Below are 24,511 nucleotides of genomic sequence, written 5' to 3' on the forward strand. Positions count from 1 at the left end.
TTAAGCGAACGGGTGACGCAGAACGATGGTCTCGTTGCGGTCCGGGCCAGTCGAGATGATGTCGATCGGCGCGCCGATCAGCTCTTCTACACGCTTGATGTAGGCGCGAGCATTCGCTGGCAGAGCTTCCAGGGTTTTGGCACCCACGGTCGACTCAGTCCAGCCCGGTACAGTTTCGTATACCGGTTGCAGGCCTTCGTAGCTGTCTGCATCAGTCGGCGCGTCAACCAGCACGGTGCCGTTTGCATCTTTGTAGCCGACGCAAATGTTGATGGTGTCCAGACCGTCCAGCACGTCCAGCTTGGTCAGGCAGATGCCCGAGATGCTGTTGACGTCGATAGCGCGACGCAGGATGACGGCATCGAACCAGCCACAACGACGGGCGCGGCCCGTGGTTGCACCGAACTCGTGACCCTGTTTGGCCAGGTGAGCGCCAACGTCGTCGAACAGTTCAGTCGGGAACGGGCCCGAACCCACGCGAGTGGTGTAAGCCTTGGTGATACCCAGGATGTAGTCCAGGAACATCGGACCCACGCCCGAACCCGTTGCAACGCCACCAGCGGTGGTGTTGGAGCTGGTTACGTACGGGTAGGTGCCGTGGTCGATGTCGAGCAGCGAACCTTGCGCGCCTTCGAACATGATGTCTTTGCCAGCGCGGCGCAGGCCGTGCAGCTCAGCGGTCACGTCGAGCATCAGCGGCTTGAGCAGCTCAGCGTATTCCTTGCACTCGGCCAGGGTCTTGTCGAAGTCGATGGCCGGCTCTTTGTAGAAACCTACCAACATGAAGTTGTGGTATTCCACCAGTTCACGCAGCTTGGCTTCGAAGCGCGGCATGTTCAGCAGATCGCCAACGCGCAGGCCACGACGTGCCACTTTGTCTTCGTAAGCCGGGCCGATGCCGCGACCGGTCGTGCCGATCTTAAGCTCGCCACGCGCCTTTTCACGGGCCTGGTCCAGCGCCACGTGGAACGACAGAATCAGCGGGCAGGACGGGCTGATACGCAAGCGCTCACGCACCGGTACGCCTTTCTCTTCCAGCTTGATGATTTCACGCAGCAAGGCGTCGGGAGCGACCACGACACCGTTGCCGATCAGGCATTGCACGCCTTCGCGCAACACGCCCGACGGAATCAGGTGCAATACGGTTTTTTCGCCGTCGATCACCAAGGTATGGCCAGCGTTGTGGCCACCTTGGTAACGCACTACAGCGGCAGCATGTTCGGTCAGCAGATCAACGATCTTGCCTTTGCCCTCATCACCCCATTGGGTGCCCAGGACTACGACATTCTTACCCATAACACTTGTCCTCATTCGCGCAAACTTGGTGCCGGCAATTGCCGGCAGGAAAACTCAAGAAACCAGCGGCACTACTTGCCACAGGCCATTCTGCTGAATCAATTGGCGGTCGCAGTCAGCCTCTTGGGCCCCAGCCTGCTGCTGCCCAGGCAATGCCTGAACCACACGCTGACCTTCACTGCGAAGCTGGCAAACCTGCTGCCAGAGTGCCGCATCCGTGCTGTCGGGCATCCATATACCACCAGACGGCAACTCGACTTGCGCACGCCCCAGGGTCACCAGGGTTTTCAAATCGGTCGAAAAGCCGGTTGCCGGCCGGGCACGCCCGAAGACAGCACCGATGTCGTCATAACGGCCGCCCTGAGCGATGGAATCCCCAACGCCCGGTACAAATACCGCAAACACTACACCTGTGTGGTAGTGGTACCCGCGCAACTCGCCCAGGTCGAAGTACAACGGCAACTGCGGGAAACGCACAGACAACCCTTGAGCAATCGCTTCCAGGTCGTCCAGCGCCGCCAGCACTTGAGCCGGAGCCTTGGCCAGACGCTCGCGCGCGGCAGCCAGTACTTCGTGCCCACCACACAAATCAACCAAAGCCTGGAGCATGCCCGCCAAATCAGCTGGCAAACCTTCGGTCAAGGCCGTTACTTCGTCGATCGCCTTGCGTTGCAGGGCGTCGAACAATTGTTGTTCAGTTTCAGCCGACAAGTTGGCCGCACGGGCCAATCCGCGGTAAATACCGACATGCCCCAGGTCCATGTGGACATCAGGCACATCTGCCAGTTGCAGCATCGCCAGCATCAGGCTGATGACTTCAACGTCGCTGCTCGGGCTGGCATCGCCATACAACTCGGCACCCAACTGAATCGGGCTGCGCGAGGAAGACAAGCCGCGCGGCTTTGCATGCAGCACGCTGCCGGCATAGCACAGACGGCTCGGGCCTTCACGACGCAGGGTATGCGCATCAATGCGCGCCACTTGCGGCGTGATGTCGGCACGAAAACCCATCTGGCGACCCGTTTGCGGGTCAATAACCTTGAAGGTACGCAAATCGAGATCCTGACCAGCCCCTGTCAGCAGAGACTCCAGGTATTCGATATGCGGGGTGACGACGAACTCATAGCCCCAGCTCTGGAACAGATCCAACACCTGACGCCGCGCCACTTCGATGCGGGCTGCTTCAGGTGGAAGTACTTCTTCGATGCCATCTGGCAGAAGCCAGCGGTCTACCGTTGCCATTACGCCATTCCCCTATGATCCGGGCGGCTTGCCAGCAGGCGAGCCTTGAGTAAAGCAGAACGTGGCTGCGTCTTGAGCGCGCACAGCAAAAAAGCCTGAAGCAACAGGCTTACACAGCACATTCCTCGAAAAAATCTGCCGACGCTCTATCAGCCGTTCGGTCAATCAAACATGCAGACGCAAAAAAGCCGGGAATTTCCCGGCTGCCGCATCATACACACGTTTTCTAAAAGGATCACCCCGCCAGGCAATTTGCCCGCCCGGCGGAGTGAATGCATGCGCCCGATTGTGATGCCAGAGGCCGGCAATCGGACGGCATGACGCCTTACTGTTGCGCGGGTTTGGATTTTTCCAGGTAGCGGAAGAAATCGCTGCTTGGGTCCAACACCAGCACGTCGCTCTTGTTCGCAAAGCTTTCGCGGTAAGCGCGCAGGCTGCGATAGAACTTGTAGAACTCTTGATCCTGGCCGTAAGCCTTGGAGTAGATCGCAGCAGCTTGAGCATCACCATCACCGCGCAGCTCTTCGGACTGACGATACGCTTCAGCCAGCAGAACACGACGTTGACGGTCGGCGTCAGCACGAATGCCTTCGGCCAGCTCGTTACCCTTGGCCCGATGCTCGCGTGCTTCACGCTCACGCTCGGTGCTCATGCGTTCGAAAACGCTGCGGTTTACTTCTTTTGGCAAGTCGATGGCCTTGACGCGAACGTCGACCACTTCGATGCCCAGCTCTTTTTCAGCCATTTTATTCAGCGATGCGGTGATGTCAGCCATCAGTGCATCACGCTCACCCGACACCACTTCGTGCAGGGTGCGCTTACCGAACTGGTCACGCAGGCCGGATTCCAGACGACGCGACAGGCGCTCGTCAGCAATCTGCTTCATGCCGGAGGTAGCGGTGTAGAAGCGCTCGGCATCTTTCACACGCCACTTGGCGAAGGCATCCACCATGACCGCTTTCTTTTCCAGCGTCAGGAAACGCTGCGTCGGCGCATCCAGCGTCATCAGGCGGGCGTCAAATTTGCGCACCTGGTTGACGTAAGGAATCTTCACGTGAAGACCCGGCTGAACATCGGCCTGAACCACACGGCCAAAGCGCAGCAGAACGGCACGTTCAGTTTGCGAGACGATGTAGAAGCTGTTCCAGGCAACGATCGCCACGACAACGGCAACAATAAGGGCGATCAGCGATTTATTGCTCATCAGCGACTCTCCCTGGTACGCGGTGGTGTCGGCAGATCCGTGCTGGTGTGCGAGCCAGAATCACTGGTGCTCGCCGCCGCTGCCGAACCCGTTGCCGGGGTGCTGCCATTACGGCCTTCGATCATTTTGTCCAACGGCAAGTACAGCAGGTTGCTCTGGCCGTTTTTGTTACCGGTCACGAGTACTTTGCTGGTGTTGCTGAAGACTTCCTGCATGGTGTCCAGATACAGACGATCACGCGTGACCTCTGGAGCCTTGCGGTACTCGGACACCAGTTTGGTAAAGCGGTCAGCCTCACCTTTGGCGCGCGACACCACTTCGTCGCGATAACCGTTGGCATCTTCGATGATGCGCTGCGCCTGACCACGGGCTTCCGGCACTACACCATTGGCGTAGCTTTCAGCCTGGTTACGGGCACGCTGCTCGTCTTCACGGGCACGAATCACGTCATCAAAGGCCTCTTGTACTTCACGCGGTGCGGCTGCGTTTTGTACGTTGACCTGAGTCACGGTGATACCGGTCTTGTAGGTATCGAGGAAGCGCTGCAAGCGTTCCTTGATCTCGATAGCCATTTGCTCACGACCTTCGGTCAGCACCTGATCCATCGAGGTGGAGCCCACGACATGGCGCAGGGCACTGTCGGTGGCTTGTTGCAGGCTGACTTCCGGTTGATCAACGTTGAGCACGAAATCGCGCAGGTTGCTGATCTTGTACTGCACGGTCAGCGGCACTTCGACGATGTTTTCGTCTTCAGTCAGCATTTGACCCTGCTTGGTATACGCACGCTCACGCGTCACGTTTTCCATGTACTTTTTATCGAACGGCGGGAAGTAGATGTTCAGGCCCGGCCCTACAGTGTCGTAGTACTTGCCCAGGCGCAGCACGACGGCTTGCTCCTGCTCATCGACTACATAGACTGCGCTGTACAGCCAAACGGCTGCCAATGCGACCAGGCCAATGCCCAGCAGTCCGAAACCGGCACCCTTGCCGCCCGACCCGCTGTCACCGCCACTGCCGCCCGTGCGTTTTTTTCCACCACCGAACAACCCATTCAGGCTTTCCTGCAGCTTTCGGAAGGCTTCGTCGAGATCTGGTGGTCCCTTGCGGTCGCCATTTTTAGGACGTTTGCCGCCCCAGGGATCTTGATTATTCGAGTTGCCACCCGGCTCATTCCAAGCCATAGCGCTCTCCATCTGATAAAGCAAAGACGCGCCCACGGCGCGCCGACCAATGCTACAGAATGCCTATCACAGCGGCACAGCCGCTTTGCGAGGCTTTTATTGCAAAGTGTGTTCTTCGATGAATTCCAGCGGCTGCATCCCTTCGCGGCTGACCAAGCGGTTTAGCTCGGATCGCGGCAGGCGTACGTCCAACAAACTGGCCCCCTCATCGTCATGCGCTTCTTTTTGCACAACACCCAGTTCGAAGAACTGTGCCCGCAGTCGAGCAAATCGCTGCTCAAGACGCAAGGTGCCAACGAACAAATCATTGCCCAGCAACTCGGCGATGGCCTGTTCCAGCAACTCAAGCCCTGAACCATCGCGCGCCGACAACCATACCCGCTGGGGCTTGCCGTTGGCATCGCGCTGAATCTGCGGTTCGACAGCTTCAAGCAAATCGATTTTGTTGTAGACCTCGAGGATCGGCAAGTCCTGGGCGCCAATCTCGCCCAGCACCACCATCACCTGCTCAATCTGCTGCATGCGCTCAGGTTCATGCGCATCAATCACGTGCAGCAACAAATCGGAATTGCTCGACTCTTCGAGCGTAGACCGGAAAGCTTCAACTAGCTTGTGCGGAAGGTGACGAATAAAGCCCACGGTGTCCGCCAGCACGATTGGCCCCAGGTCGCCCAGATCGAGGCGGCGCAACGTCGGGTCGAGGGTGGCAAACAACTGGTCAGCGGCAAACACGTCAGAACCGGTGACCGCATTGAACAGCGTGGACTTGCCGGCGTTGGTGTAGCCCACCAGTGACACCGTAGGAATGTCGGCGCGTTGACGCCCTCTACGGGACTGCTCACGTTGGCTGCGGACTTTTTTCAGACGAGCCTTGATCTGGCTCATGCGCACACGCAACAGACGTCGGTCGGTTTCGAGCTGAGTTTCACCCGGGCCGCGGCTACCAATCCCCCCACCTTGACGCTCAAGGTGAGTCCAGCCACGGACAAGCCGCGTGCTCATGTGGTCAAGTTGGGCCAGTTCGACCTGCAACTTGCCTTCATGGGTACGGGCACGTTGAGCGAAAATGTCGAGAATCAGCCCGGTACGGTCAAGCACGCGACACTCGAAAACACGTTCGAGGTTACGCTCCTGACTGGGCGTGAGGACGTGATTGAAAATCACAATGTCGACCTTCTCGGCCTTGACCAGGTCGCGTAATTCCTCGACCTTGCCAGTGCCAATCAGGTACTTGGCCGATGGCCGATGACGCGGCACGTTAAAAAACGCGACGGTCTCGGCGCCTGCCGATTTGGCTAACTCCTGGAACTCCTGCGGATCTTCGCGCGCCTCAGGGTCCTGTCCTTCCAAGTGAACAAGGATTGCTCGTTCACCACCACCGTGGCGCTCAAAGAACAAAGGAGACTCCTATCAAGCGTTACCTGGCTCAGCGTCTGCCAGTTCCGATTCTGCTGCGCTAGGCAGGCGAATTGGACGTACGGGTACGACTGTTGAGATAGCGTGTTTGTAAACCATTTGGCTTACGGTGTTTTTCAGCAGAATCACGAACTGGTCGAAGGACTCAATCGTCCCCTGCAGCTTGATGCCGTTAACCAAATAGATGGAAACGCCAACCTTCTCTTTACGCAATGTATTCAAGTAAGGGTCTTGTAGCGAATGCCCTTTTGACATATGCCGCACTCCTGTAAGGAAAAAAAATAGAAACAAAAATTAAATGGCTTATGTCGCCACATCCATAGGATAGACGGCATTCCCTAAGACTCAGGTCAATATGGAGACCGATTCCAGGTATTTCAAGGCTCGTGGCAGATTGTCGCAGTCGAGGCTGTCCAGCCAATGTAGACCATCCCAGCTGCGTAACCAGGTGAACTGACGCTTTGCCAATTGGCGCGTAGCAATGATGCCGCGCTCCTGCATCTCGGCTGCCGTCAGTTTGCCGTCCAGGTAATCCCAGACTTGTCGATAACCTACAGCACGTATAGACGGCAACCCGGCATGCAGGTCACTTCTATTACGCAAGGCTACGACCTCGTCGATGAACCCCTGTTCCAGCATTTGCCCGAATCTTTGTGCAATTCGTTCATGCAACACCTGACGATTCGCCGGGGCGATGGCCAGATGCGCGACAGTATAGGGCAATTGGCTGCGCCCAGAAGCCGCTGCTTTAGTAGATTGTTCAGATTGTTTTTGTCGATGGGCCGTCATGGTGAGGCCACTGACCCGGTAAACCTCCAGCGCACGCGTCAAGCGCTGTGGATCATTGGGGTGAATGCGCGCTGCAGACTCCGGATCGATGGCCGCCAACTGGTCGTGCAACGCTTGCCAACCGAGGCGCTGCGCTTCTTCTTCAAGCTGGGCGCGCACGTCGGGATCGGCCGCTGGCATGTCCGCCAGACCGTCGATCAACGCCTTGTAATACAACATGGTGCCGCCCACCAGCAGCGGCGTATTACCGCGCGCGGTGATTTCTGCCATGACTTTCAGCGCATCGGCCCGAAAGTCCGCCGCTGAATAGCTTTGCGCCGGATCAAGAATATCGATCAGTTGATGCGGGTGTTGGGCCAGTATTTCTTTGGATGGCTTGGCGGTACCAATGTCCATGCCGCGATAGACCAGCGCCGAATCAACGCTGACCAGCTCGCACGGCAGCACCTTGCTCAGCTCAATCGCCAGATCGGTTTTACCGGCAGCCGTGGGGCCCATCAAAAAGATGGCCGGGGGTAAAGCGTTGGAACCTGTCATCAGCGACCGCGCAAAAAGAGTTTATCCAGGTCGTCCAGGCCCATTTGGGTCCAGGTCGGACGACCATGATTGCATTGACCGCTACGTTCGGTGTTTTCCATGTCACGCAGCAAGCCGTTCATTTCCGGGATCGCCAAACGGCGATTGGCCCGGATGGCACCGTGGCAAGCCATCGTGCCGAGCAATTCGTTGAGGTGGGCCTGTATCCGGTCACTGGTGCCGTATTCCATCAAATCGGCGAGCACGTCATGCACCAGACGCTGGGCCTCGGCCTGTTTGAGCAGCGCAGGAATCTGGCGGATCGCCAGGGTTTCCGGACCAAGGCGTTGCAGCTCAAAGCCCAGACGCTGAAACCACTCGGCATGCTCTTCGGCACAATCGGCTTCACGCTGACTGACCGCAATCGACTCCGGCACCAACAACGGCTGCCCGCTCAAGCCTTCGCTGGCCATAGCGATCTTGAGGCGTTCGTACATGATTCGTTCGTGCGCCGCATGCATGTCCACCAGCACAAGCCCTTGGGCGTTCTCGGCAAGGATGTAGATGCCCTTGAGCTGGGCCAGTGCAAAACCCAGCGGCGGGATATCGCCCTGCCCGTCCGGCAACGGCGCCGCATTGGCTTCAGGCAAAGGGGCGAAAAACTCTCGATAGGCATTTTGGGCTTCTGCCACAGGCACTGAAGGGGCTGAAGATTGCGGACGATATTGATACTGATAACCCGCCCCCGCACCTGAACCCGCCACATGCTGCGTCGGCGCAGACTGCGGCTGCTCCAGCACATTGGCCGCCAGACGCATTTCACCTTGCGGGCCGAACTCACCGGCGTCCTGCCCTGTCGGCCGCTCGGTCCCCGGCACAGGCGCTGGCGCAGCCAATTGGTCTTCGGGTCTTACATCGCCAAGGGCGCGGTGCAAGGTGCCATACAAGAAGTCATGCACCATGCGCCCGTCACGAAATCTCACCTCGTGTTTAGTGGGGTGAACATTGACGTCGACCACGGAGGGGTCAACCTCAAAAAACAGCACGAAGGTTGGGTGACGGCCATTAAACAGTACGTCGCGATACGCCTGACGCACCGCGTGGGCCACCAGTTTGTCGCGCACTGCACGACCATTGACGTAGAAATACTGCAAGTCAGCCTGGCTGCGCGAGAAGGTCGGCAAACCGACCCAGCCCCACAAATGCAGACCGTTGCGCTCCACTTCAATCGGCATTGCCTGTTCCAGGAACGCCGTACCGCACACCGCCGCCACACGCCGGGCGCGAGCCGTGTCGTCGCGCGCCTCATGCAGATTGAGGATGGCCTTGCCGTTGTGGCGCAGGTTAAAGGCCACATCAAAACGCGCCAGCGCCAGACGCTTGATCACTTCTTGCAGATGATCGAACTCGGTTTTCTCGGTTTTGAGAAACTTGCGCCGCGCCGGCGTATTGAAAAACAGGTCACGCACTTCAACCGACGTACCCACCGGATGCGCGGCAGGCTGAACCCTGGGCGCCATGTCGCGACCCTCGGTTTCAACCTGCCACGCTTGATCGGCGCCACGGGTGCGCGAGGTCAGCGTCAGGCGGGCCACCGAGCTGATGGAGGCCAACGCTTCCCCACGAAAACCCAGGCTCATCACCCGCTCAAGGTCTTCGAGGTCGCGAATTTTACTGGTGGCGTGACGCGCCAGTGCCAGCGGCAGGTCGTCGCTGGAAATTCCGCGACCATCGTCGCGCACCCGCAACAGCTTGATCCCGGCCTGCTCCACATCCACGTCAATGCGTTTGGCGCCGGAGTCGAGGCTGTTTTCCAGCAATTCCTTAATCACCGAAGCAGGGCGTTCAACTACCTCGCCCGCCGCAATCTGGTTAGCCAGTCGCGGGCTGAGCAGCTCAATGCGTGCACTGTCGTTCAACTGCCCGTCGCTCATTATTGGGCCGCCAGGGTTGTCGCAGGGATATGCAGGCCCTGACCAATTTTCAATTCATCGGTTTTCAAGTTGTTGGTGCTGCGCAATGCCGTCACTGGCACTTGGTAGCGCACAGCAATCATCGCCAGCGTTTCGCCGGGGCGGACGGTGTGCTCGCGGGCACCTTGGGCAATTTTTCCGGTGTCGCGCAGCCAGGCAATGTAAGTGCCCGGCGGCGGGTTTTGCTGGAAGAATTGACGCACGCCGCTGCTGATCGAACGGGCCAGCGCTTGCTGATGGCTGCTGGAGGCCAGCTTGGAAGCTTCATTGGAGTTCGAGATAAAGCCGGTTTCAACGAGGATCGACGGGATGTCCGGCGACTTGAGCACCATAAACCCTGCCTGCTCAACACGCTGTTTGTGCAGCGGCGTGACCCGGCCAATGTTGCTCAGCACTTTTTGCCCGACGTTCAGGCTGGAGGTCAGCGAAGCGGTCATCGACAGGTCCAGCAACACGCCTGCCAGCATGCGGTCCTTGTCATCCAGACTGACGTTGCCCGCCCCGCCGATCAAGTCAGAACGGTTTTCACTGTCGGCCAGCCAACGCGCGGTTTCAGAGGTTGCACCCCGTTCAGACAAGGCAAACACCGACGCACCAAAAGCAGCCTTGGACGGCGCCGCATCGGCGTGGATTGAAACAAACAGGTCAGCGCCCTTCTTGCGGGCGATTTCGGTACGCCCACGCAACGGAATAAAGTAGTCGCCGGTACGGGTCAATTCGGCTTTAAAGCCCTTCATGCCGTTGACCTGACGCTGCAATTCTTTGGCAATGGCCAACACCACGTCTTTTTCGCGCTGACCGGCGGAGCCGGAAGCACCCGGGTCTTCGCCGCCGTGACCGGCATCAATGACCACCACCACGTTGCGCTTGCCGCTCGGAATAGACGGCAAGGCCACGCTCGGTTGAGTCGGGGTCACAGGCACCACCGGCACCTTCGCCACATTGGTGGCCGGCAAACTTGGCGTGAGGTCCGCGCCTTGATCGTACAGGTCGACCACCAGACGGTTGCCGTATTGCGCATTAGGCGCCAGCACAAAGCTCTTGGGGGTGACGGCTTTTTTCAGGTCGATCACTACACGCAAATCGGTCGGGGTGCGCTGCGCCGAACGCATGCTGGTGATCGGCGTATTCGCAGTCTGCACATTCAAGGGGCCTGCCAGCGTCGCCCCATTGATATCAATCACCAGACGATCAGGGGCGGTCAGCGTGAAGACGCTGTGCTGCACCGGGCCTGTGAGGTCAAATACCAGCCGTGTGTTGTCCGGGGCACGCCACAAACGCACGCTTTTTACTTGCGTCGCCGCCACCGCATTCACGGCCATGACACTCAGCAACAGACCCACGACACTCACTAACGCGCGAAAGCGCATACCTAACCCCGTCATTAATTGTTTTCCGATGCCAATTTGGCACACCAGGATTCACCGCGTGAACCGTGGGGCGTCAGCGTCAGCTCCCGCCCGGTGTTATGCGGCCTAATGGTAATGGTCAGGTCCGGCTTTGGCAAAAAGCCTGCACCTTTTTCGGGCCACTCAATCAAGCATAGAGCGTCATCGTCGAAGTAATCGCGAATGCCCAGATATTCCAGCTCCTCGGGATCGACAAGACGATACAGGTCGAAGTGAAACGCTCGTACGTCGCCGATCTCGTAGGGTTCAACCAGTGTAAATGTCGGACTCTTAACCGCGCCTGTATGGCCCAAGCCCCGAATCAGACCACGAGACAGCGTGGTTTTGCCCATACCCAGATTGCCATCAAGAAAGATCAGGCCGTGACCTTGAGTGACCTTTGCCAGGCGCGCGCCAAAAGCGGTCATTGCCTCTTCATCGGCCAGTTGCAGTGTTATTTCTTGCACGGTGCATGTTCCTCCAACAACTGACGAATGGCTGGAATCAAATCACTGGCCGCCAGCCCACGGCCCAATTGTCCTTGCTGCTCGCCTGCACGGGCATGCAGCCACACGGCCAGACAAGCCGCTTCATAAGCATTCATGCCTTGCGCCAGGAGTGCGCCTACCACGCCGGCCAACACATCACCCAGCCCCGCGGTGGCCATTGCCGGATGGCCGTGATTGCACTGAGCCAACTCGCCTTGCAGTCCCGCAATCAATGTACCTGCCCCTTTAAGGACGCAGACCACTGAGTATTTTTTAACCAGCGCTCTGGCCGCCGCAGGGCGATCCGCTTGCACCTGCTGCGTACTGATGCCCAGTAAACGCGCAGCTTCGCCGGGGTGCGGGGTCAATACGGAGCCTTGCGCCAACGCCAGGTCGGTGTTGGACAACAGATTCAAGGCATCGGCATCCCACACCTGCGGCATTTTTGCCTGAGCGACGGCCGACAACAGGCTACGCCCCCACGGCGCCTGACCCAAACCCGGGCCAACCACCACTACCGAGGCTTGCGCCAGTAGGCCCATCAGCTGATTGGCCGACTGCACGCCCACGGCCATCACTTCCGGCAAGCGGGTCAGGGCGGCGGGTACGTGTTCAGGCCGGGTTGCCAGCGACACCAGACCCGCGCCACAGCGTAGTGCAGCTTGGGCACTCAAGGTAATCGAGCCACCAAAACCGCGGTCCCCGCCGATCAATAGCACATGGCCGAACTGGCCTTTATGGGCATTCGACGCACGCGCAGGCAGGTGCGCCAGCGCGCTGGCATTGAGCACGCGCGGCTCAGGAAAAAGGTGTTTGGTCTGTGGCATACGTGTCGGGCTCCGATGTCTGGCAGAATTATACGCATCTCAGCTCCGGTTTCTCTTGCCTCATGCCTGCTATTACTGCCGACCTCCCCGCTCTCGCTCAGTCCATCAAGGAATGGGGCCGCGAGCTGGGCTTTCAACAAGTCGCCATTGCCGGCCTCGATCTGGGCGAACACGAGCAGCACCTCGAACGCTGGTTGGCCGCCGGCTATCACGGCGACATGGACTATATGGCCGCCCACGGCAGCAAACGTTCACACCCCGACGAATTGGTGCCCGGCACCTTGCGGGTGATTTCCTTGCGCATGGACTACCTGCCCGGTGACACGCACATGGCGCAATTGCTGGCCCAGCCCGAGAAAGCTTACGTGTCTCGCTACGCGCTGGGGCGCGATTACCACAAGCTGATTCGCAAGCGCGTGCAGCACTTGGCTGATCGTATTCAAGCTCAGATCGGCCCGTTTGGCTTTCGCGCCTTTGTCGACAGCGCCCCGGTGCTGGAAAAAGCCATCGCACAAAAAGCCGGGCTGGGCTGGATTGGCAAAAACACCTTGGTGCTCAATCGCAAGGCGGGTAGCTACTTCTTCTTGAGCGAACTGTTTGTCGACTTGCCGCTGCCGGTGGACGAGCCGCACGAAACCGAGCATTGCGGGCGTTGTACCGCTTGCCTGGATATTTGCCCCACCAATGCCTTTGTCGGGCCATACGTGCTGGATGCGCGTAAGTGCATTTCGTACCTGACCATTGAGTTGAAAACTGCGATCCCGGAAGAGTTGCGCTCGATGATCGGCAACCGGGTGTTTGGGTGCGATGACTGCCAGATTGTTTGCCCGTGGAACCGTTTTGCCCGCACGACAGCCGAAGGTGACTTCAAGCCCCGGCATAATCTGGACAACGCGGGCTTGGCCGAGCTGTTTATGTGGGATGAAGACACATTCTTGAGCAGCACCGAAGGCTCGCCATTGCGACGCGCGGGGTATGAGCGATGGTTACGTAACCTGGCGGTGGGACTGGGCAATGCGCCCTCGACCATTCCCGTGCTCGAAGCGCTGAAAGCACGGCGTGACTACCCGTCGGAGTTGGTGCAGGAGCATGTGGCGTGGGCGCTTGCGCAGCATGAAAAGCGCTTGCCCTCACCCCAACCCTCTCCCGGAGGGAGAGGGAGCTAATCTTCGGGGATTTTGCATCCGCATGCGGTCAGTCCCCTCTCCCTCTGGGAGAGGGCTAGGGTGAGGGTGCTTTTAACTAATGCTCGTCGTTATAAACGAACTTGGGCATTTCCCAGTTAAAGCGAATCGCCAGCAAGCGCAGCAGCAACCCGCCGAACAAGGTGACAAGAATCGCCTGATCCTCGGGCATCCCGAAGAACGTACACAGCAGGAAACACCACGCCGCTGCAAACGATACGCTGGCATAGAGTTCACGGCGGAAGATCAGTGGAATGTCGTTGCAGAAAATATCCCGCAAGATACCGCCGAACACGCCGGTGATCACACCACTGACCGATGCCACCAGCATGCCCTGCCCCATTTCCAGGGCGGTCATGCAACCGATCAGAGTGAAGGCCACCAGCCCTAGCGCATCCAGCACCAGAAACAGCGAACGCAGATGGCGCATCAAGGGTGCGATAAAGATCGTGACCAGGGCCGCAACGGTGGTGAGCACCAGGTACTCGGGATGTTTGACCCAGGTGAGCGGATAATGCCCCAGCAACATGTCACGTACCGAACCGCCGCCCAGTGCAGTGACGCAAGCGATCAGCACCACTCCGAACCAATCCATCCCGCGCCGTCCGGCAGACAGCGCGCCGGTCATGGCTTCAGCTGTAATGGCGACTAAATAAAGCATCAGCAACATGTCGGCGATCCTTGCGATAAGGCGCGCAGTCTACTCATTTGGCACATGCACCAACAGAGGGCAGCAGCGTGCTGACACATTGCCTGGCAATTGCCGCGGGCGACGTCCGATTGTGAAGCGATCGCCCAGCCTGAGCACCGACACGGCTACGTATCAGCCCACTCTCAGAACTTGATGAAGTGTTTGCGATAATGCTGCAACTCGGCAATCGACTCGCGAATATCGTCCAGCGCCAAATGCGTGCCTTTTTTAACCAGACTGTCGCGCACTTCCGGAGCCCAGCGCGCCACCAGCTCTTTGAGCGTGGAGACATCGAGGTTGCGGTAATGAAAGTAGCGTTCAAGGTCTTTCATGTAGGTGTACAAAAAGCGCCGATCCTGGCAAATGCTGTTGCCACAGATCGGCGATTTGCCTTTGGGCACCCATTGCTCAAGGAAGGCGATGGTCTGTGCCTCGGCCTCAGCCATGGTCGTGGTGCTGTCCTTAACCCGCTGGGTCAGACCGCTACCGCCGTGGGTACGGGTGTTCCACTCGTCCATGCGCGCCAGCACTTCATCGCTGTGATGGATGGCAATGACCGGGCCTTCGGCCAATGTGTTGAGGTTGCTGTCGGTGACGATGGTGGCCATTTCAATAATGACGTCGTTGTCAGGATCCAGACCGGTCATTTCCAGGTCGATCCAAATCAGGTTCTGCGCGTTTTGCATAATGGCCTCCAGTGCTTAGCCCAGCAGTTTAGCTTAGGCAGGTTGCCCACGTGCTAAACTCGCCAGCGTTTCACCCTCCTTATCGTTTTATCAACACGGAACACCCATGGCCAAACGCCAGCTCAACCGTCGCCAAAACTGGCGCATCGAAAAGATCCAGGGCGAGCGCGCTGCCCGCGCCGCCAAACGTGAATCCAGTGCCGTCGAAGCGCTTGAAGGCGGCGATTTAGGCGCCGAACAGCTAGGCCTGGTGATCGCGCACTTTGGTGTGCAGGTCGAAGTCGAAGCCCAGGAAGGTGAGCTTAAAGGTCAGATGTTCCGGTGCCATTTGCGCGCCAACCTGCCCGCACTGGTCACTGGCGACACGGTCGTATGGCGCGCCGGCAATCAGGGCATCGGCGTTATCGTCGCCCAACTGCCGCGTAAAACTGAACTGTGCCGCCCAGACAGCCGTGGCCAGCTCAAGCCGGTCGCCGCCAACGTCGACATGATCGTGATTGTGTTTGCGCCCATGCCCGAGCCGCACGCCAACCTGATTGACCGCTATCTGGTAGCGGCTGAGCACGCCGGGATTCGTCCCTTGCTGCTGCTCAACAAGGCTGACTTGATTGACGAGCAAAACGCCCCGGCGCTGAACGCGTTGCTGGGTGTGTATCGTCAGCTGGGTTATCCGGTGCTGGAAGTATCGGCGCATCACGGTGACGGCATGCAACAGTTGCAGGCGCAACTGGACGGCCATATCAGCGTGTTTGTGGGTCAGTCGGGCGTGGGTAAATCGTCGTTGGTCAACAGCTTGCTGCCCGAGGTCAATCTGCGGGTGGGGCCGTTGTCCGAAATCTCGGGCCAAGGCACGCACACCACCACCACTGCGCGGTTGTTCCACTTTCCAGGCGGCGGCGATCTGATCGACTCTCCGGGTATTCGCGAATTTGGTCTGGGCCATGTCAGCCGGGCCGATGTTGAAGCGGGCTTTATTGAGTTCAACGACTTGATTGGTCGCTGCCGCTTCCGCGACTGCAAGCACGACCGCGAGCCGGGCTGCGCCTTACTGATGGCGCTGGAAGATGGCCGCGTGCAGCAACAACGCATGAACAGCTACCGTTCGATTATTGCCAGCTTGCCTGAGTCGAGTTACTAAACGGCCAAAGCCCCTCACCCTAACCCTCTCCCAAAGGGAGAGGGGACTGAACGCGTTTGGATTCAGTGTGAGGGCAGCGCCGGGTCATCAAACAGATTCAGCTTCTGGCGCTCTTCATGCATCGGCGGCGGCTGTTCACCCGGTGGCAAGGCGACCGGGTCAACCGGCGCTTTGGGCAGCGCCTCAGCCTTGACCGGCTCGGCCCCCTGGCCACCTTCAATCGCTTGCTGGGCCCGTTTGTTCAGCACCACGATGTCGATACGACGGTTCACCGGGTTCGTCGGGTTGGCCTTGTCGAACGGCACCGATGAGGCATATCCCACCACCCTGGCGATCTGGCTTTCGGGATAACTGCCCGTGACCAGCGCACGACGGGCCGCATTGGCACGGTTTGCCGACAATTCCCAGTTCCCAAAATCACCGCTCCCCGAATACTGCGTGGCATCGGTGTGACCGCTAATGCTGACCTTGTTTGGAACCGCTTTGATGGTGTCTGCCATGGCCAGCAGAATATCTTCGACGTACTGCTTGAGCCGTGCACTGCCAACGTCAAACATCGGCCGGTTTTCAGCGTCCATGATCTGAATGCGCAAGCCATCCGGCGTGATTTCAAACAACAACTGGTCTTTGAATTTGCGTAACTGAGGGTTTTCTTCGACCTTGTTTTGCAATTCTTGCAGCAGCAGTTCGAGACGCTCTTTTTCCACTTGCTCCGCCACACTTTCGGCCTGATCAGGATCGATCTTCTCGTTGTTGATCGTGTCGGGCTGGGGTTGCAGTTTTTCTTCCGGGTTCAGCGTGTTATCCGGCGCCAAGGCGGGTGTACCGCCCAAATCGATGGTGTACGGCGAACCGCTTTCAGTGAAGCCGACCGGGTCTTTGAAGTAGCCGCTAATCGCAAGCTTTTGCGCCGGGGTGGCCGCAGACATCAGCCACAGCACCAGAAAGAACGCCATCATCGCCGTGGCAAAGTCGGCAAAGGCAATCTTCCAGGCGCCGCCGTGATGGCCAGCGGCAAAGCGCTTGACGCGCTTGATGATGATCGGCTGATTGTTTTCCATAAATCAGCGACCGCGAACCACTTGCTCAAGCTCGGAAAAGCTTGGACGGTGCTTGGGGTACAGCACTTTGCGGCCAAACTCGACCGCCAGCGACGGCGGCATGCCCGAGGCAGAAGCGACCAGCGAAGCTTTGATGGCTTCGTACACGTTGATTTCTTCTTTGGCATCGTGAGCCAGCGACGTGGCCAAAGGCCCGAAGAAACCATACGCGGCCAGAATACCGAAGAATGTACCCACCAAAGCAGCACCTACGTGCTGGCCGATGGCAGTTTGATCGCCTTCACCCAGCGATGCCATCGTCACCACAATACCCAGAACGGCGGCCACGATACCGAAACCTGGCATGCCGTCGGCAATGCCGTTAACGGCGTGAGACGGGTGCTCCAGTTCTTCCTTGAGGTTGAACAATTCCATGTCGAACAAGCCTTCCAGCTCGTGGGGCGCCATGTTGCCCGAGGACATGATGCGCAGGTAATCGCAAATAAACGCGGTCATGCGCTCATCTTTAAGAATGGTCGGGTATTTGGCGAATATCGGGCTGGCGGCTGCGTCTTCGATGTCAGCCTCAATAGCCATCATGCCTTCGCGGCGGCTTTTATTGAGAATCTCGTAAACCAGGCCCAGCACTTCAAGGTAGAACGCGTGGGAGAACCGCGAACCGAACATGCCCAGCGATTTTTTCAGCACGTGTAGGGTCATGTAGCCCGGATTGGCCTGCAAGAACGCACCCAGCGCAGCGCCGCCAATGATCAAGACCTCAAAAGGCTGAATCAGCGCCGCGATCTTGCCGTGGGAGAGCACGTAGCCGCCGAGTACACTCGCGATCACGACGATAATGCCGATAATTTTAGCCATAAATATAAAAGTACTTATTCAGTCGGGTTCGGGGTGATTGCAGCGTCACTAAAACTCTTCTTCTCCCTATCGGCAAATCTGCGCCAGACTGTAACGCGTAAAAGCGAAAAACATTCAGCCCAGTCCGGGCGTGCCCTCCCTTTATGATGATCGCGCTCCTTTTATGGCTAATAAAATCCCTGCATCGACATCAGTACCAACCACGCTGAACGCTTGGGTTCAGCGCCTAAACGACGCTCAGTTGCCCATTGCGCAACACAACTACGTGCAGGTAAGCGCGGCGATCAATGACAGTCGCCGCTCGTTGCGCGATATTGCCGAGGTCATGCAAGACAGCCCGGCGTTGGCGTTGAGTTTGATTCGCGAAGCCAATCAGCATGTGCAAAGCAGCCTGAGTGAACCGGCTGAAAGCCTGGAAGTGGCCATCAACCGACTGGGGTTGAAACGCACCCTGGTACTGCTTGAGGGCTTGCCTGCTCTGGCGCCGGAGGATATGCCACTGGCTTACCGGCAAATCCAGCTCATCAGCCAGCATGCGGCGCAACAAGCCATCGGCCTGTTCGGCAATCGCCTGGCGCGGCTCTGGCAAGAGATTTACTGGGGCAGTTTGTTGTTCCTCTCACCCTTGTGGGCCATGGCGCTGACCCACCCTGATCAGCTCGAAGAATGGGAGCTGCGAGTGCTTCACCGGGGTGAGTGCGCCGCCCAGGTTGAACTCAAGTTGTTCGGCGTGCGCCTGTTTGAGATTTGCAGGGCACTGGCTGAGTTATGGCGGTTGCCTGCATGGGTGTTGCACGGTTATACCGTGGTCATAGAGCAACAGCACACGCTGGTCAGTGTGCTGCATATTGCTCGCGACCGGCATCATCCGCTTCGCCAGCAACAGCGTCTGGACGCCGACCCGGCGTTGCGAAGCTGGCTCAACCAGCCGGCCAACAGCGTGCTGCTGGCCAATGGCTTGGCACTGTCGGCCCAAGCCGCATGGGATACACCGCACAATCGGCGCTGGCAATTGCTGACCAGCCTGTACCTGCAAATGCCGCTGGATGACGTGCAACAGCTTGTTCACCAAAACGCCGTCAGCAGCGGCCGGTATCACTCGCTGCCCGAACTCTGGCATCCGGCACAGGCACTGCTCTTGCCGTGGGATGCACGCCGCACGCTGCAAGGCAATCAGCCCGCCGCGCCGCCTTCAGCCGAAGCGCTGGTCCTGTGGCGCAAACACTGTTCACAGCTTTTGGCCGAACCGAGCACGTTTGCCAATGCGATGCACCTGACCACCTGCGCTCGCGAAGCCTTGGTGGCCTGCGGTATGCGCAGACTAGTAGTGTTGATGGCGGACAAGACATCGAGTCATCTGCGGGTTTTTCAGATCTGGGGATTGCCCAAAGAAGTGTTCGATCTGACCTTCAACGTCAGCGAGAGTCCCGGCCTGCAACGTTTGATGGAGCAACCGGCACAACTGCGCCTGACCCCCGATAACAACACGGTAATTAGCGGCGCCCTACCTGACGACCTGCGCCGTCTGTTTCCCGGCGAGCATCTGCTGCTACGCTCGCTGAGCAATAATGGCCGTGTGGTCATGCTGATGCTGGCCGACCAGGGCGGCGGAGCGCTCAACGAGACCAGCGTGCAAGCGTTTGGCAAAACCGCGCAATGCATTGAGAAAGCCCTGCACAGCTTTACCAACCGCGGGCGTTAGCGCTTGCGCTACAATCCCCTCTTTTTTCGCTCTGGAGAACCCATGCCTGACTTCTCTGGCTTGCCGTTAGTGATCGAACCCGACGACCTGGTCGCACGGCTTGATGCCCCCCACTTGATTGTGGTCGACCTGACCAGCGCAGCACGCTATGGCGCCGGGCATATTCCGGGCGCCCGCTTTGTCGACCCAAAACGCACGCAACTGGGTCAGCCTCCGGCACCCGGCCTGCTGCCGACGCACACGTCTCTTGAAGCATTGTTCGGCGAGCTGGGCCACACAGCCAACGCGGTTTACGTGGTGTATGACGACGAAGGCGGCGGCTGGGCCGGGCGGTTTATCTGGTTGCTCGACGTGATCGGGCACAAGGCCTATCACTATCTGGATGGTGGCCTTCACGCCTGGCTCGCCGGGGGTGGGCCCCTGTCCACCGACGTACCTGCACCTGTCGGCGGCCCGGTATCGTTGACGTTGCATGAAGAGCCCACCGCCACCCGCGAGTACCTGCAAAGCCGTCTGGGTGCAACCGACCTGGCGATCTGGGATGCGCGCGCACCCGCCGAATACACGGGCGAAAAAGTATTGGCCGCCAAAGGCGGGCACATTCCCGGCGCGATCAATTTTGAATGGACGGCAGGCATGGATAAAACCCGTGACCTGCGCATTCGCACCGACATGGCGCAGATCCTCAAGGATCTGGGGATCACGCCGGACAAAGAAGTGATTACCCATTGCCAGACTCACCACCGGTCTGGCTTTACCTATCTCGTCGCCAAAGCACTCGGTTATCCGCGCGTCAAAGGCTACGCCGGCTCCTGGGGCGAATGGGGCAACCACCCCGACACCCCCGTCGAGCTGCCTGTCAAACACTAAGGACCTGTAATGAAAAAGCGTTTGTTTCTCTTGAGTCAGTACTTGCTGCCCCATCACCTGCTGTCGCGTCTGGCCGGCTGCATTGCCGAGTGCCGCGTGCGCTGGTTTAAAAATGCGTTCACCACCTGGTTCGCCAAACGTTACAACGTGGACATGTCCCAAGCGCTGGTTGAAGACGTCACCGCTTACGAACACTTCAACGCCTTCTTCACCCGCGCCCTGAAAGACGGCGCCCGCCCGCTGGATCAAACCCCCGGCGCGGTGTTGAGCCCTGCCGATGGTGCGGTCAGCCAATTGGGTGCGATTGAACACGGTCGTGTATTTCAGGCCAAAGGCCACAGTTACAGCGTGCTGGAACTGGTGGGTGGCGATGCGGCGGTTGCGTCACAGTTCATGGGCGGCGAATTTGCCACCATCTACCTTTCGCCCAAGGATTACCACCGCGTGCACATGCCGCTGGCCGGCACCCTGCGAGAAATGATCTACGTGCCGGGTCGCTTGTTCTCGGTTAACCAAACCACCGCCGAAAACGTGCCAGAGCTGTTTGCCCGTAACGAACGTGCCGTGTGTATTTTTGATACCGAACGCGGCCCGATGGCCGTGGTATTGGTGGGCGCCATGATCGTGGCGTCGATTGAGACGGTATTTGCCGGTTTGGTTACGCCGCCTAAACGCGAGCTGAAAACCTTCCGTTACGACGAAGCCGCCCGTGCGCCGATTCACTTGGAAAAAGGGGCTGAGCTGGGCCGCTTCAAACTGGGATCAACCGCCATCGTGCTGTTCGGGCCAGAGCAGGTCAAATGGGCCGAAGGCCTGAGCGCAGGCTCGCCGGTGATGATGGGTCAGAGCATTGGCGGCCCGGCTCACGCCGAATAACCCGCGACTCATACTGACTTCGTAGCAGCTGCCGAAGGCGGCGTCCGGCGGCATAGCCGTCGTAGAAACTAAAATCGCGGTGAATCAAACAAACCGTGAGTTCAGATTTCACGATTGCTTCGCAATCGGACGCGGCCTTCGGCCGCTGCTACGACATCATTTAACCCTGACTGTTACGGTCACGCTGTCCCAACAGGTACAGCACGCCATCCAGACCCAAGGTCGAAATCGCATGTTTGGCCGACTTCTTGACCAGCGGCTTGGCACGAAAGGCCACACCCAGCCCTGCAATCGCCAACATCGGCAAATCGTTGGCACCATCCCCGACCGCAATGGTCTGTTCCAGACTCAAGCCTTCCTTTTGCGCCAGCTCGCGCAGCAAGTCAGCCTTGCGTTGTGCATCGACAATCGGCTCGACCGCCACGCCCGTCACTTTGCCGTCTTGCACGGCCAGTTCGTTGGCGAACACGTAATCAATCCCTAATTTGGCCTGCAATTGCTTGGCGAAGTAGGTAAAGCCGCCTGACAAAATGGCCGTCTTGTAGCCCAATCGCTTGAGTTCTGCGAACAGCACTTCAGCGCCTTCGGTCAAGCGCAGTGACGCACCGATCGAGTCCAGCACGCTCACGTCCAAACCCTTAAGCAGCGCCAGACGCTCTTTAAAGCTGGCTTTGAAATCCAGCTCGCCGGCCATCGCGCGCTCGGTGATTTCGGACACTTGATCGCCCACCCCGGCCGCTTTCGCCAACTCGTCGATCACTTCGGCTTCGATCAGGGTGGAGTCCATGTCAAACACGGCCAACCGGCGATTGCGTCGGAACAGCGTGTCTTCTTGCAGCGCGATATCGACGCTGAGTTCCTGGGCCAGATCAAAGAACGCCGCACGCAGAGCGTCGATATCAGCCACGTCACCACAGACGCGCAATTCGATACAGCTTTTGCTCAGTGCAGTAGGTGCGTCCAGCGACACTCGGCCTGACAGACGATCCGTTTGCTCGATATTCAAGCCATGCTGACTGATGACCGACGTCACGCGCTGCAGTTCGTGGGCCGTGACCTGACGACTCATCACGGTCACGACGTGGCGTTTCTGGCTTTGTTCATTGACCCACTGCTGGTAGTGCTCTTCGGTAATCGGGTCAAACACCAGTTGCAGTCCTTCTTTGGCGATCAAGGGCTGCAGATCTTTAAGCACGGCCGACACCTGATCGGCGCGGGGAATCTCTACCAGGAACCCCAACGACAAAACGCCGTGGATGGCGGCCTGACCGATGTCGAGAATATTCACCCCATTGCTGGCCAAAACGCCGGTAATGGCAGCGGTGAGACCTGGACGGTCTTCACCAGTGATGTTTATCAGGACGATTTCGCGCAAGGCACACCCCCATTCGCTAAAAAAAACGCATTCTACCCCCATTCAGTGACCATCGGGCATCGCCAAGGCTTTGCCGCCTCAGGGCTGATCGCTATACTGCGCTCCAACTTAACGGACTAAGAGCCGCGCTCAGTGAACCGGCCATTGCCTGTCAAAAACGATAATTTCTTCCTGCTGATCTTCCGGGCCTTGCGCGACCGTCGCGTTCCGATAGCTCTGCGCATTGCCACCCACAACGTGATTCTGGTCGCGTTGGCGCTGGTCATTTATGCCGTGGTCATGGGCCTGCAATTCAAGCAGGCCATGCACGAGCAGGCCGATGCGCTGGGTCAGAGCCTGACCACGCAGACCGCCACGTCGGCGACCGAGTTGCTGGTGTCCAACGACATCCTCAGCCTCAATGTGCTGCTCAACAACCTGACCAAAAACCCCTTGGTGGCACACGCTGCTATTTATAGCGTCGATAACCGCATCCTCGCCGAGGCCGGGCAACGCCCTAAAAACAGCCTGCTGGGTGAAACCGAAGGCGTGTACCAGACCAAGATCACCTTCCAGGATGTGACGGCCGGGCACCTGCGTATCAGCCTGGACATGAACCAGTTCGAACAGCCGATGACCATCAGCTTGCAGAGCATGGGCATTCTCAGCGCCATTTTGCTGGCTCTGGCCTTGGCCTTAAGCCTGCGGCTGGGTCGCAACATCACCACGCCCCTGTTGCAACTGCGTGTGTGGCTGCGCGAACCGGACCCTTACACACCAGCGATCACCCGTCAGGATGAGATTGGTGATCTGGCCCGCCAACTGCACACCCGTCTGGCCCCACCTGCTCCAGAGCCTGAACCCGAGCCGGAACCCGAAGAAGATTTTGACGACAGCGAGTATGAAGAAGCGGACGACCAGGAGCCGACCTTCGAAGTCCGCAACCTGAGCGATCCGACCTTCGATGAAAAACCGGCGGTGCCGGCACCCAAAGCGGCGCCTCGGCAAGTGATCAGCACCGAAGAAGATGAGGACGAGGACGACCCGTTTTCAGATTTGCGCGACACCGGCACCGCCAGTGTGGCGCCTGAAGCTGTAGTCAAAGCTGAGCCGACTGCGCCGCAACCAAGTGCGGTACTGGCCGTGCAACTGGGCGCGCAAGAGCAACTGCGACGTTTGCCTCGCGCACGCTTGATGGAGCTGCTGGAGCGGTATCGAGATTGCCTGAATCAGGCGGCGTCGCTGTATCAAAGCGAGCTGCACACCCTCAATGATGGCAGCACGCTGATGCTGTTCCACAGTGAAGACAGCGGTGAGGACTACCTGACCAATGCCATCTGCTGTGGCGAGTTGCTGCGTGCCTTGGGCCATGCCTTGCAGATCGAAGTGGCTGACAGCGGCATTACGTTGCAATTGCAGCTGGGTCTGGTGCTGGGCGAAGGCCTTAACGGGTTGAGCCAGATTGACTTGTTGCTGACTGAAACCGCACAGGATGCACTGGCGCTGTCGCAACACAGCCGCAACCTGTTGCTGGTAGAGCGCAAAATCAGCGATGACCCGCTGATTCGTCAACGCGCCCGTATCCGCCCGATTGCCAGCCCTGAAGGTGCCTGCTGTGTAGAGCGCCTGATGGAGCCTTACCCTTCCATGCTTGAACGCCAACTGGCGCGCATGCATGAGACGCGCGGTTAACACAAAAGCCCCTCACCCTAACCCTCTCCCTGTATGGACCGGGGACATCGCGAACAGAATGTTCGGAGACATAGCGAACACT

At 58.6% G+C, this 24,511-nt stretch carries 22 protein-coding genes; 6 read left to right on the forward strand and 16 right to left on the reverse strand.

Translation table 11 applies throughout. The annotated features are described in order from the left end of the window. The 11 genes from GHN86_RS19215 to GHN86_RS19265 form a co-directional block, all read right to left on the reverse strand. Entirely contained in the window at positions 1-1,296 is a 1,296-nt protein-coding gene (locus GHN86_RS19215) for an adenylosuccinate synthase (protein WP_153381499.1), read from the reverse strand. Between the two features lie 54 nt (positions 1,297-1,350). After that, positions 1,351-2,538: an ATP phosphoribosyltransferase regulatory subunit gene (locus GHN86_RS19220; RefSeq protein WP_153381497.1), complete on the reverse strand. Its 1,188-nt coding sequence runs from the start codon at positions 2,536-2,538 to the stop codon at positions 1,351-1,353. 325 nt (positions 2,539-2,863) lie between these two features. Further along, positions 2,864-3,742 carry a protease modulator HflC gene (hflC, locus tag GHN86_RS19225; RefSeq protein WP_153381496.1) on the reverse strand — a complete coding sequence of 293 codons (879 nt, stop codon included), beginning with the start codon at positions 3,740-3,742 and terminating at the stop codon, positions 2,864-2,866. Further along, positions 3,742-4,923: an FtsH protease activity modulator HflK gene (gene hflK, locus GHN86_RS19230; protein WP_153381494.1), complete on the reverse strand. Its 1,182-nt coding sequence runs from the start codon at positions 4,921-4,923 to the stop codon at positions 3,742-3,744. The genes hflC and hflK overlap by 1 nt, the downstream gene beginning before the upstream one ends. Positions 4,924-5,019: 96 nt before the next feature. Beyond that, positions 5,020-6,321, reverse strand: coding sequence for a ribosome rescue GTPase HflX (gene hflX, locus GHN86_RS19235; protein ID WP_153381492.1), 1,302 nt, complete (start codon positions 6,319-6,321; stop codon positions 5,020-5,022). Positions 6,322-6,333: 12 nt separating this feature from the next. Further along, on the reverse strand, positions 6,334-6,594 hold the full coding sequence (gene hfq / locus GHN86_RS19240; RefSeq protein ID WP_003439025.1) for an RNA chaperone Hfq: 261 nt from the start codon (positions 6,592-6,594) through the stop codon (positions 6,334-6,336). Between the two features lie 90 nt (positions 6,595-6,684). Beyond that, positions 6,685-7,665: a tRNA (adenosine(37)-N6)-dimethylallyltransferase MiaA gene (gene miaA / locus GHN86_RS19245; RefSeq protein WP_153381490.1), complete on the reverse strand. Its 981-nt coding sequence runs from the start codon at positions 7,663-7,665 to the stop codon at positions 6,685-6,687. Then, on the reverse strand, positions 7,665-9,578 hold the full coding sequence (gene mutL / locus GHN86_RS19250) for a DNA mismatch repair endonuclease MutL (protein WP_153381488.1): 1,914 nt from the start codon (positions 9,576-9,578) through the stop codon (positions 7,665-7,667). Before mutL ends, miaA begins: the two co-directional genes overlap by 1 nt. Beyond that, entirely contained in the window at positions 9,578-10,987 is a 1,410-nt protein-coding gene (locus GHN86_RS19255) for an N-acetylmuramoyl-L-alanine amidase (RefSeq protein ID WP_153387145.1), read from the reverse strand. Before GHN86_RS19255 ends, mutL begins: the two co-directional genes overlap by 1 nt. 14 nt (positions 10,988-11,001) lie before the next feature. Beyond that, positions 11,002-11,472 (reverse strand): tRNA (adenosine(37)-N6)-threonylcarbamoyltransferase complex ATPase subunit type 1 TsaE, encoded by a 471-nt coding sequence (gene tsaE, locus GHN86_RS19260; protein WP_323369472.1) that lies wholly within the window; start codon positions 11,470-11,472, stop codon positions 11,002-11,004. Then, entirely contained in the window at positions 11,460-12,320 is an 861-nt protein-coding gene (locus tag GHN86_RS19265) for an NAD(P)H-hydrate dehydratase (protein WP_153381486.1), read from the reverse strand. The genes tsaE and GHN86_RS19265 overlap by 13 nt, the downstream gene beginning before the upstream one ends. Before the next feature lie 62 nt (positions 12,321-12,382). On the opposite strand from GHN86_RS19265, the gene queG reads away from it, so the two are divergent. Then, positions 12,383-13,486: a tRNA epoxyqueuosine(34) reductase QueG gene (gene queG / locus GHN86_RS19270; RefSeq protein ID WP_153387141.1), complete on the forward strand. Its 1,104-nt coding sequence runs from the start codon at positions 12,383-12,385 to the stop codon at positions 13,484-13,486. Between the two features lie 76 nt (positions 13,487-13,562). Here the strand turns inward: queG and GHN86_RS19275 are convergent, their stop codons facing one another. Together GHN86_RS19275 and orn are read right to left on the reverse strand one after the other, a co-directional pair. Further along, entirely contained in the window at positions 13,563-14,174 is a 612-nt protein-coding gene (locus GHN86_RS19275; RefSeq protein WP_153381482.1) for a trimeric intracellular cation channel family protein, read from the reverse strand. 164 nt (positions 14,175-14,338) lie between these two features. Next, a complete protein-coding gene (gene orn / locus GHN86_RS19280; protein WP_153381480.1) occupies positions 14,339-14,881 on the reverse strand; it encodes an oligoribonuclease in 543 nt (180 codons plus the stop codon). A gap of 106 nt (positions 14,882-14,987) precedes the next feature. Here orn and rsgA point away from each other — a divergent pair, with 106 nt between their 5' ends. Then, positions 14,988-16,019 (forward strand): small ribosomal subunit biogenesis GTPase RsgA, encoded by a 1,032-nt coding sequence (gene rsgA, locus GHN86_RS19285; protein ID WP_122785089.1) that lies wholly within the window; start codon positions 14,988-14,990, stop codon positions 16,017-16,019. 62 nt (positions 16,020-16,081) lie between these two features. Here rsgA and motB read toward each other — a convergent pair whose 3' ends face one another. Further along, positions 16,082-17,080, reverse strand: coding sequence for a flagellar motor protein MotB (gene motB / locus GHN86_RS19290; RefSeq protein WP_153381478.1), 999 nt, complete (start codon positions 17,078-17,080; stop codon positions 16,082-16,084). Positions 17,081-17,083: 3 nt separating this feature from the next. Then, complete coding sequence (gene motA, locus GHN86_RS19295) at positions 17,084-17,935, reverse strand: flagellar motor stator protein MotA (RefSeq protein ID WP_153381476.1); 852 nt, start codon at positions 17,933-17,935, stop codon at positions 17,084-17,086. Between the two features lie 163 nt (positions 17,936-18,098). On the opposite strand from motA, the gene GHN86_RS19300 reads away from it, so the two are divergent. From GHN86_RS19300 to asd, 3 genes are read left to right on the forward strand one after another with little or no spacing between them, the layout of a single operon-like run. After that, positions 18,099-19,637, forward strand: coding sequence for an HDOD domain-containing protein (locus tag GHN86_RS19300; RefSeq protein WP_153381474.1), 1,539 nt, complete (start codon positions 18,099-18,101; stop codon positions 19,635-19,637). A gap of 42 nt (positions 19,638-19,679) precedes the next feature. Then, on the forward strand, positions 19,680-20,507 hold the full coding sequence (gene rhdA / locus GHN86_RS19305; protein ID WP_153387143.1) for a thiosulfate sulfurtransferase: 828 nt from the start codon (positions 19,680-19,682) through the stop codon (positions 20,505-20,507). 9 nt (positions 20,508-20,516) lie between these two features. Next, a complete protein-coding gene (gene asd / locus GHN86_RS19310) occupies positions 20,517-21,383 on the forward strand; it encodes an archaetidylserine decarboxylase (protein WP_153381470.1) in 867 nt (288 codons plus the stop codon). A gap of 160 nt (positions 21,384-21,543) precedes the next feature. On the opposite strand, the gene serB is transcribed toward asd, so the two are convergent. Further along, a complete protein-coding gene (gene serB / locus GHN86_RS19315) occupies positions 21,544-22,758 on the reverse strand; it encodes a phosphoserine phosphatase SerB (protein WP_194286265.1) in 1,215 nt (404 codons plus the stop codon). Positions 22,759-22,890: 132 nt separating this feature from the next. On the opposite strand from serB, the gene GHN86_RS19320 reads away from it, so the two are divergent. After that, entirely contained in the window at positions 22,891-24,429 is a 1,539-nt protein-coding gene (locus GHN86_RS19320; RefSeq protein WP_323369471.1) for an AhpA/YtjB family protein, read from the forward strand. The last annotated feature ends 82 nt before the right edge of the window (positions 24,430-24,511 follow it).

Origin of the sequence: Pseudomonas helleri, from assembly GCF_009600315.1 — a bacterium.
GTDB classification, from domain to species: domain Bacteria; phylum Pseudomonadota; class Gammaproteobacteria; order Pseudomonadales; family Pseudomonadaceae; genus Aquipseudomonas; species Aquipseudomonas helleri_A.

Bases quoted from the DNA above. Each gene is read 5' to 3' on its own strand.
- GHN86_RS19215 (WP_153381499.1), bottom strand. From the start codon at position 1,296: ATGGGTAAGAATGTCGTAGTCCTGGGCACCCAATGGGGTGATGAGGGC.
- GHN86_RS19220 (WP_153381497.1), bottom strand. From the start codon at position 2,538: ATGGCAACGGTAGACCGCTGGCTTCTGCCAGATGGCATCGAAGAAGTA.
- hflC (WP_153381496.1), bottom strand. From the start codon at position 3,742: ATGAGCAATAAATCGCTGATCGCCCTTATTGTTGCCGTTGTCGTGGCG.
- hflK (WP_153381494.1), bottom strand. From the start codon at position 4,923: ATGGCTTGGAATGAGCCGGGTGGCAACTCGAATAATCAAGATCCCTGG.
- hfq (WP_003439025.1), bottom strand. From the start codon at position 6,594: ATGTCAAAAGGGCATTCGCTACAAGACCCTTACTTGAATACATTGCGT.
- miaA (WP_153381490.1), bottom strand. From the start codon at position 7,665: ATGACAGGTTCCAACGCTTTACCCCCGGCCATCTTTTTGATGGGCCCC.
- mutL (WP_153381488.1), bottom strand. From the start codon at position 9,578: ATGAGCGACGGGCAGTTGAACGACAGTGCACGCATTGAGCTGCTCAGC.
- GHN86_RS19255 (WP_153387145.1), bottom strand. From the start codon at position 10,987: ATGCGCTTTCGCGCGTTAGTGAGTGTCGTGGGTCTGTTGCTGAGTGTC.
- GHN86_RS19265 (WP_153381486.1), bottom strand. From the start codon at position 12,320: ATGCCACAGACCAAACACCTTTTTCCTGAGCCGCGCGTGCTCAATGCC.
- queG (WP_153387141.1), top strand. From the start codon at position 12,383: ATGCCTGCTATTACTGCCGACCTCCCCGCTCTCGCTCAGTCCATCAAG.
- GHN86_RS19275 (WP_153381482.1), bottom strand. From the start codon at position 14,174: ATGTTGCTGATGCTTTATTTAGTCGCCATTACAGCTGAAGCCATGACC.
- orn (WP_153381480.1), bottom strand. From the start codon at position 14,881: ATGCAAAACGCGCAGAACCTGATTTGGATCGACCTGGAAATGACCGGT.
- rsgA (WP_122785089.1), top strand. From the start codon at position 14,988: ATGGCCAAACGCCAGCTCAACCGTCGCCAAAACTGGCGCATCGAAAAG.
- motB (WP_153381478.1), bottom strand. From the start codon at position 17,080: ATGGAAAACAATCAGCCGATCATCATCAAGCGCGTCAAGCGCTTTGCC.
- motA (WP_153381476.1), bottom strand. From the start codon at position 17,935: ATGGCTAAAATTATCGGCATTATCGTCGTGATCGCGAGTGTACTCGGC.
- GHN86_RS19300 (WP_153381474.1), top strand. From the start codon at position 18,099: ATGGCTAATAAAATCCCTGCATCGACATCAGTACCAACCACGCTGAAC.
- rhdA (WP_153387143.1), top strand. From the start codon at position 19,680: ATGCCTGACTTCTCTGGCTTGCCGTTAGTGATCGAACCCGACGACCTG.
- asd (WP_153381470.1), top strand. From the start codon at position 20,517: ATGAAAAAGCGTTTGTTTCTCTTGAGTCAGTACTTGCTGCCCCATCAC.